General features: G+C 74.2%; 6 protein-coding genes. 1 reads left to right on the plus strand and 5 read right to left on the minus strand.

Features of this window, described 5'->3' with window-relative positions; all coding sequences use genetic code 11:
* Positions 1 to 3: 3 nt before the first annotated feature.
* A complete protein-coding gene (locus AB8A24_RS42830; RefSeq protein WP_369479216.1) occupies positions 4 to 1,029 on the minus strand; it encodes an ROK family protein in 1,026 nt (341 codons plus the stop codon).
* A gap of 127 nt (positions 1,030 to 1,156) precedes the next feature.
* Here AB8A24_RS42830 and AB8A24_RS42835 point away from each other — a divergent pair, with 127 nt between their 5' ends.
* Positions 1,157 to 2,278 carry a Gfo/Idh/MocA family oxidoreductase gene (locus tag AB8A24_RS42835; protein ID WP_369479212.1) on the plus strand — a complete coding sequence of 374 codons (1,122 nt, stop codon included), beginning with the start codon at positions 1,157 to 1,159 and terminating at the stop codon, positions 2,276 to 2,278.
* Positions 2,279 to 2,396: 118 nt separating this feature from the next.
* Here the strand turns inward: AB8A24_RS42835 and AB8A24_RS42840 are convergent, their stop codons facing one another.
* From AB8A24_RS42840 to AB8A24_RS42855, 4 genes are all read right to left on the minus strand, one after another.
* The gene (locus AB8A24_RS42840) at positions 2,397 to 3,254 is read right to left on the minus strand and encodes a fumarylacetoacetate hydrolase family protein (protein WP_328963234.1); all 858 of its coding nucleotides are present in this window, start codon (positions 3,252 to 3,254) and stop codon (positions 2,397 to 2,399) included.
* Positions 3,255 to 3,376: 122 nt separating this feature from the next.
* A complete protein-coding gene (locus tag AB8A24_RS42845) occupies positions 3,377 to 4,177 on the minus strand; it encodes a YidC/Oxa1 family membrane protein insertase (protein WP_369479213.1) in 801 nt (266 codons plus the stop codon).
* A gap of 114 nt (positions 4,178 to 4,291) precedes the next feature.
* Positions 4,292 to 4,642 carry a DUF6412 domain-containing protein gene (locus AB8A24_RS42850; protein WP_369479214.1) on the minus strand — a complete coding sequence of 117 codons (351 nt, stop codon included), beginning with the start codon at positions 4,640 to 4,642 and terminating at the stop codon, positions 4,292 to 4,294.
* An 82-nt stretch (positions 4,643 to 4,724) separates the two neighbouring features.
* On the minus strand, positions 4,725 to 5,227 hold a 503-nt coding region (locus AB8A24_RS42855), incomplete at its 5' end, for a class E sortase (protein ID WP_369479215.1).

Genomic DNA, 5,227 nt, shown 5'->3' on the forward strand with positions numbered 1-5,227 from the left:
GGCTCACCCGGCCCGCCGCCCGAACGTCGGCCCGAGCGCCAGCTCAGCCGCCCCCTCGGCCACCCCCACCCGCGCGAGAGCGACCACCGGCATGGCGGCCGGCACCGCCGCCCGCTCCACCAGCACCTCCCGGACCCCGCTCAGGAAGACCCCCGGCGCCGCCGCCACCGCCCGCCCACCGAGCAGCACCCGGTCCACGTCCAGCAGCGCGACCAGGTTGGCCGCCCCCACCCCCAGGACCCGCGCCGCCTCGGCCAGATCACCCCGGGCCACGGCCCCCAGGCACAGCACCTCCGCGCATCCCCGCGCCCCGCAGGGACACGGCGGGCCGTCCAGGCTGATCACCTGGTGCCCGAACTCCCCCGCCGCCGAGCGCGCACCCCGGTAGATCCCGCCGCCCAACCACAGCCCCGCGCCGAGACCGGTCCCCACGTGCAGGTACACGGAGGTCCCGGGCCCGCACCCACCGGATCGTCCGGATCCCTCGGCGGCCACGCCCGCGTTCGTGTCCTTGTCCACCAGCACCGGCACCCCCAGCCGCCCCTCCAGCAGCTCCCGCATCCGGAAGCCCTGCCACTCCGGGAACCCGGTCACCCGGCCCATCACCCCGGACCGGTGGTCGAGCGGCCCCGGCGCGGCCACCCCCACGCCCAGCAGCGGCGGCGCGACAGGTCCACGGACCCGCTCGACCGCCTCCACGACTGCCTCCAGCACGGCGTCCGGCCCGAGCGCGAAGTCCAGCGGGCCACGGCTCTCGGCGACGACGTGACCCGCCAAATCCACCCGTACGACCCGGAGTTCGTCGCGGTCCAGGTGCGCCCCGACCGCGTGGCGGGCCTCCGGCACCAGCCGGAGCAGGGTGCGCGGCTTGCCGCCGGTGGACGCGGCGCGCCCGGCCTCCTCGATCAGCCCGTCCCCGCCGAGCCGGGCCGTGATCTTGCTGACGGCCTGCGGGGTGAGTCCCGCACGGGTCGCGAGTTCCGCGCGACCCAAGCCCTCCGGACCCGCGCCGCGCAGCAGATCCAGCATCAGCGCCTCGTTGTATCCGCGCAGCGTCGGCAGGTTCACCCCGCCGCGCCCGTCACCGCTTCCGCTGTTCACATGCCCATTGTCCACCTTCCTTGCACTTCGGCAACACTGTTGCCAAAGTGGAGCCATGAGCACCCCCGCCACCCCTGTCTCCCCCACCCCTCCCGCCCCGCTGCGCGTCGGCCTCATCGGCTACGGACTCGCCGGTTCCGTCTTCCACGCCCCCCTCGTGGCAGCCACCGACGGGCTCGTCCTGGACACCGTCGTCACCTCCGACCCGGCCCGGCAGACCCAGGCCCGTACGGAGTTCCCCGACGTGCACATCGCCGCCACCGCCGCCGAGCTGTGGGACCGGGACCTCGACCTGGTCGTGATCGCCTCCCCCAACCGGACGCACGTCCCGCTCGCCACCACCGCCCTCGAAGCCGGCATCCCGGTGGTCGTGGACAAGCCGATCGCCGCCACCGCCGCCGAGGCGCGCGCGCTCGCCGCCCTCGCGGACCGCAGCGGCACCTTCCTCTCCGTCTTCCAGAACCGCCGCTGGGACAACGACTTCCTGACCCTGCGCCGCCTCATCGCCGACGGCGAGCTCGGCGAGGTCCAGCGCTTCGAGTCCCGGTTCGAGCGCTGGCGCCCGCAGCTGAAGGGCGGCTGGCGCGAGTCGGGTGCCCCGGAGGAGATCGGCGGCCTGCTCTACGACCTCGGCAGCCACGTGGTGGACCAGGCGCTGGTGCTGTTCGGCCCGGCCGTACGGGTCTACGCGGAGGCCGACGTGCGCCGCCCGGGCGCCGAGACCGACGACGACACCTTCCTCGCGATCACGCACGCGAGCGGGGTCCGCTCCCACCTCTACGTCAGCGCGACCGCCGCCCAGCTCGGACCGCGGCTGCGCGTCCTGGGCTCCCGGGCCGGCTATGTGAAGTACGGCCTCGACCCGCAGGAGGGCGCCCTGCGGGACGGGCTGCAGCCGGGCGGGGACCTGCCGTGGGGCGAGGAGCCCCCGCACCTGTGGGGGCGGCTCGGCTCCGGCGAGTCCCCGCTGACCGGCGGCGGCATCCCGGTTCCGACCGAGCAGGGCGACTACCCCGCGTACTACGCGGCGGTGGCGGCCGCGCTGCGCACGGGCGGGCCCGCGCCCGTGACGGCGCTGGAGGCCGCGCAGTGCCTCGACGTACTGGAGGCGGCCCGCCGGTCGTCCGAGCAGGGCGTGGTCGTGGAGCTTCCCGCCACCGGGTCCGCATCCGGCTGAGGCCGCCGCGCGACGGGACGGCGGACCGGGGCCGACGGCGGTCGTCGGAAGGCGGTCGCCGAAAGGGGCGGGGCCGCCGATGCGACCCCGCCCCTTCCCTGTCCGGCCACGCGTCCGGCTACGCGCCCTTGAACTCCTGGCGCTGCCGGCCGAGACCCTCGATCTCCACCTCCACGACATCACCGGCCCGCAGGTACGGCTTCGGCTCCGGCCGGCCCATCGCCACACCGGCCGGCGTACCGGTGACGATGACGTCGCCCGGGTACAGCGTCATGAAGTGGCTCAGGTACCGGACGACCTCGCCGACCGGGAAGATCTGGTCCGAGGTGTTGCCGTCCTGCTGGAGCTGACCGTTGACCCACAGCTTCACGTCCAGGACCTGCGGGTTCGGGACCTCGTCGGCGGTGAGCAGCCAGGGGCCGATCGGGGTGAAGGTCTCGCAGTTCTTGCCCTTGTCCCAGGTGCCGCCGCGCTCGATCTGGAACTCGCGCTCCGAGACGTCGTTGACCAGCACGTACCCGCCGACGTGCGCGAGGCCCTGCACGGCGGAGTCCAGGTAGCGGGCGGTGCTGCCGATGACGACGCCGAGCTCGGCCTCCCAGTCGGTCTTCACGCTGCCGCGCGGGATCAGCACGGTGTCGTCGGGGCCGACCACGGTGTCCGCGGCCTTCAGGAACAGGATCGGCTCGGCCGGCGGCTCCGCGCCGATCTCGGCGGCGTGGCCGAAGTAGTTCAGGCCGATGCCCACGATCTTGCCGATGCGGCCGACCGGGGCCCCGATGCGCAGGCCTTCGGCGTCCAGGACCGGAAGCTCGCCGGACTCGGCCGCGTCCCGTACCCGGGTCAGCACGGAGTCGTCGGCCAGCAGGCCGCCGTCCACATCCGTGATCAGGCCGGACAGGTCACGCAGGGTCCCGTCCCGGTCGAGCAGCGCGGGGCGCTCCGACCCTACGGGTCCGACACGCAGCAGCTTCATGGGCATTCTCCCGTGGTCGTGGGTGGTCGGCCCGGGGCGTGCCCAGGGCCGGCCGATGGGTTGCGGCCATCGGAGGATTTGGCTGATCCTCCAAGAAGTCCACCCGATCCGCAAGACCCTGTTCACAGACTGGAACGCCTGCCTCCATCCGCTGCCGGCTCTGCCACCCGCTCTGCCGCCTGCTCCGCGGACCGCTCCGCCCGCTCCTTGCGGTACTGGAGCCAGACGCGCTCCGCCACCGACCAGGCGGTCGTGGTCAGCAGATAGAGCCCGGCGGCCAGCGGCACCACGGCGGCCGTGATCAGCGTCCCGAACGAGAGCAGGGGCAGTACGCCGCCCAGCTTGCGCATGACCTCCTGCTGCTCGGCGCTCACCTCGGCCATGACCCCGACCCCGGCCCCCGCCTTGGCCCCCGACCCGGCACCGGCCTTGCCCTTGGGCGCGACCCGGCCGGCCGGCTTCTTCGGGCCGGCGGCCTTGGCGGCGGCAGGGGCCGCCGCGACCGAGGCGGCCGTCCGGCGACCCCGTACCGCGCTCCACGCGGCCACCACCGCGATCGCCCCGAACAGCCCGAGGAACACCAGCCCCTGCGCCCCGAACGGGCCGCCCTCGCCCAGCGCGTCGGTCCACCGGGCCCCCAGCGGCGCGGCGAAGAGCCGGTGCCCGAGCAGCTCGTTCGCCTTCCCGCCCACCTCGGCGGAGGAGAACGCCTGGTACATCACGAAGAACACCGGCAGCTGCAGCAGCACCGGCAGGCACCCCGCCGCCGGAGTCGCCCCGCGGAAGGCGGCCCGGCTCAGCGGGTGCAGCGCGAGCCGTACGAGCACGGTGAACAGCACGATCGCGGCAGCGGTCGCGGACTGCGCCAGTACCGGCTCGAGAAGCCGGCCCAGCTCGGCAACAAGGTGGGTGAAAACGGACACGTGGGCCCTCCGAAGGGTCTCGTCGAACGTCGAAAGAGATGCATTTCGGCGTGACGACCCGCGAGGGGCGACAACAGTGATCAGTCAGCAGAAGGCGAGAAGTACTGCGCGCCCCTACGCGGCCGTCGGGACGAGACGACCGGGCGCCCTGGGCCGCGACCGGCCCGAGGCATCGGGATCACGCTGCGGCAGGAACGCCGTGCGTTGCTCGCGATCACGGATCGCGGTGCGTATGCGGTGCGGTGGCACGGGCCGCACGAGCCGCGCGGCGGCGGCGAGCGCCTCGGTGCCCACGGCGACGGTGGCCGCGAGGGCGACCACCACGGCGCCCAGACCGCCCTCCCCGGCGAACAGCCCGAGGAGTCCCCCGAGCAGCACGAGCGGGAGCAGCACGGCAAGGGCCCGCGAGGTCCGCGCGAACAGGGTGAAGGACAGCAGGTCGCCGTCACGTCGTTGCCGAGCCATGATCGACCTCCCCCTCTCCGCTCCCGCGCACGAACTCCCGTACGACACCGATGGTAACCGGGCCCGCAGACAACCCGATCGGTCAGGACGGCCCGGACGACCGGAGCGTCCCCCAGACCACCAGCCGGTACTTCGAGCTGTACTCGGGCGTGCAGGTGGTGAGCGTGATGTACGCCCCGGGCTCGCTGTACCCCTGGTCCGGTTTCACCACGCTGCGCGGCACGGGCGCGATCACCCCGGTGTCCCGCTCGGTGGTCTCGTTCAGGATCTTCCCGACCACGTACGTGTACCGGCGCCCGCGCAGGTCGACGATCAGCTCGTCGCCGGCCCGCAGCCGGTCGATGTACCGGAACGGCTCGCCGTGCGTGTTCCGGTGCCCGGCCAGGGCGAAGTTCCCCCGCTCCCCCGGCCCGGCGGTCCCCGGGTACTGCCCGGCGTAGCCCTTGTCCAGGACGGCCCGCTTGTCGACGCCCTGCGCGACGGGGACGACGAGCCCGAGGCGCGGGACGCGGAGCACGGCGTACGCCCGGTCCCGCGCGGGAGTCCCGGCGGGGGGTGCTGACCCTGCTGGACCCCAACATCCGG

The sequence above is a fragment of the Streptomyces sp. BF23-19 genome (assembly GCF_041106355.1).
GTDB lineage: Bacteria > Actinomycetota > Actinomycetes > Streptomycetales > Streptomycetaceae > Streptomyces > Streptomyces virginiae_A.

What these genes read in the sequence shown, in the direction of transcription:
- AB8A24_RS42830 (WP_369479216.1), bottom strand. Translation starts at nt 1,029, where the DNA reads ATGCTGGATCTGCTGCGCGGCGCGGGTCCGGAGGGCTTGGGTCGCGCG.
- AB8A24_RS42835 (WP_369479212.1), top strand. Translation starts at nt 1,157, where the DNA reads ATGAGCACCCCCGCCACCCCTGTCTCCCCCACCCCTCCCGCCCCGCTG.
- AB8A24_RS42840 (WP_328963234.1), bottom strand. Translation starts at nt 3,254, where the DNA reads ATGAAGCTGCTGCGTGTCGGACCCGTAGGGTCGGAGCGCCCCGCGCTG.
- AB8A24_RS42850 (WP_369479214.1), bottom strand. Translation starts at nt 4,642, where the DNA reads ATGGCTCGGCAACGACGTGACGGCGACCTGCTGTCCTTCACCCTGTTC.